This is a genomic window from Kribbella deserti (genome assembly GCF_042434725.1).
GTDB classification, from domain to species: Bacteria; Actinomycetota; Actinomycetes; order Propionibacteriales; family Kribbellaceae; genus Kribbella; species Kribbella deserti.
Window position 1 is genome coordinate 1 of record NZ_JBHLTC010000066.1, and the last position, 1825, is coordinate 1825.

The 1825-nt window shown below is 56.0% G+C and carries 1 rRNA gene; it reads right to left on the reverse strand.

What is annotated here, in order from left to right:
* Positions 1-27: 27 nt before the first annotated feature.
* Positions 28-1825, reverse strand: a 23S ribosomal RNA gene (locus ACFFGN_RS36030); the annotation flags it as partial.

Here is a 1825-nt window from a genome sequence, read left to right on the forward strand (position 1 = left end):
GCTTGTCTCGAGTTCTTTGTTGCGTGTTGAGACAAGCCCTCGGCCTATTAGTACCAGTCAGCTGCACACGTTGCCGTGCTTCCACTTCTGGCCTATCAACCCAGTGGTCTGCTGGGGGCCTTACCCGGTTGACCCGGTGGGAGACCTCATCTTGAAGCGTGCTTCCCGCTTAGATGCTTTCAGCGGTTATCACTTCCGAACGTAGCCAACCAGCCGTGCTCCTGGCGGAACAACTGGCACACCAGAGGTTCGTCCACCCCGGTCCTCTCGTACTAGGGGCAGCCCTTCTCAAGTCTCCTGCGCGCGCAGCGGATAGGGACCGAACTGTCTCACGACGTTCTAAACCCAGCTCGCGTGCCGCTTTAATGGGCGAACAGCCCAACCCTTGGGACCTACTCCAGCCCCAGGATGCGACGAGCCGACATCGAGGTGCCAAACCATCCCGTCGATATGGACTCTTGGGGAAGATCAGCCTGTTATCCCCGGGGTACCTTTTATCCGTTGAGCGACGGCGCTTCCACTTGCCACCGCCGGATCACTAGTTCCGACTTTCGTCCCTGCTCGACATGTCTGTCTCACAGTCAAGCTCCCTTGTGCACTTGCACTCGACACCTGATTGCCAACCAGGCTGAGGGAACCTTTGAGCGCCTCCGTTACCTTTTAGGAGGCGACCGCCCCAGTCAAACTACCCACCAGGCACTGTCCCTGATCCGGATAACGGACCGAGGTTAGACAGCCAGAACAACCAGAGTGGTATTTCAACGATGACTCCACACTCACTGGCGTGAATGCTTCACAGTCTCCCACCTATCCTACACAAGTTGTACCGACCACCAATACCAAGTTGTAGTAAAGGTCCCGGGGTCTTTCCGTCCTGCTGCGCGTAACGAGCATCTTTACTCGTAATGCAATTTCGCCGAGTCCATGGTTGAGACAGCGCCCAAGTCGTTACGCCATTCGTGCAGGTCGGAACTTACCCGACAAGGAATTTCGCTACCTTAGGATGGTTATAGTTACCACCGCCGTTTACTGGCGCTTAAGTTCAAAGCTTCGCCGGCCGAAACCAGCTAACTCGTCCCCTTAACGTTCCAGCACCGGGCAGGCGTCAGTCCGTATACATCGAATTACTTCTTCGCACGGACCTGTGTTTTTAGTAAACAGTCGCTTGGGCCTGGTCTCTGCGGCCATCAACGCTTCCACCAGCAAGTGGTGTCACGCATCAGGCCCCCCTTCTCCCGAAGTTACGGGGGCATTTTGCCGAGTTCCTTAACCATGGTTCACTCGATCGCCTTGGTATTCTCTACCTGATCACCTGTGTCGGTTTGGGGTACGGGCGGCTCTAACACTCACTACGAAGTTTTTCTCGGCAGCATGGGATCATCCACTTCCCCTAAACGGGTCCGCCTCGGTTCTCAGGCTTCATGAGACACGGATTTGCCTATGCCTCGCCCTACGACCTTGCCCGCGGATCAGCTTGCGCTTACCATCGCCGCGGTTGGACTGCCCTCCTGCGTCACTCCTTAGTGCACCTAATACCAGTTCGGGTCAACGAATCCACTGATCAGCCCGAAGGCCTCACAACTTCATGGTCTTAGCATCACCAGGTTCGGTCGGGTCGTGTTAATGCCGGTACGGGAATATCAACCCGTTGTCCATCGACTACGCCTGTCGGCCTCGCCTTAGGTCCCGACTTACCCAGGGCAGATTAGCTTGACCCTGGAACCCTTGATCATTCGGCGGACGGGTTTCTCACCCGTCATTCGCTACTCATGCCTGCATTCTCACTCGTGTAGCGTCCACAACTAGATCACTCTGCTGCTTCACT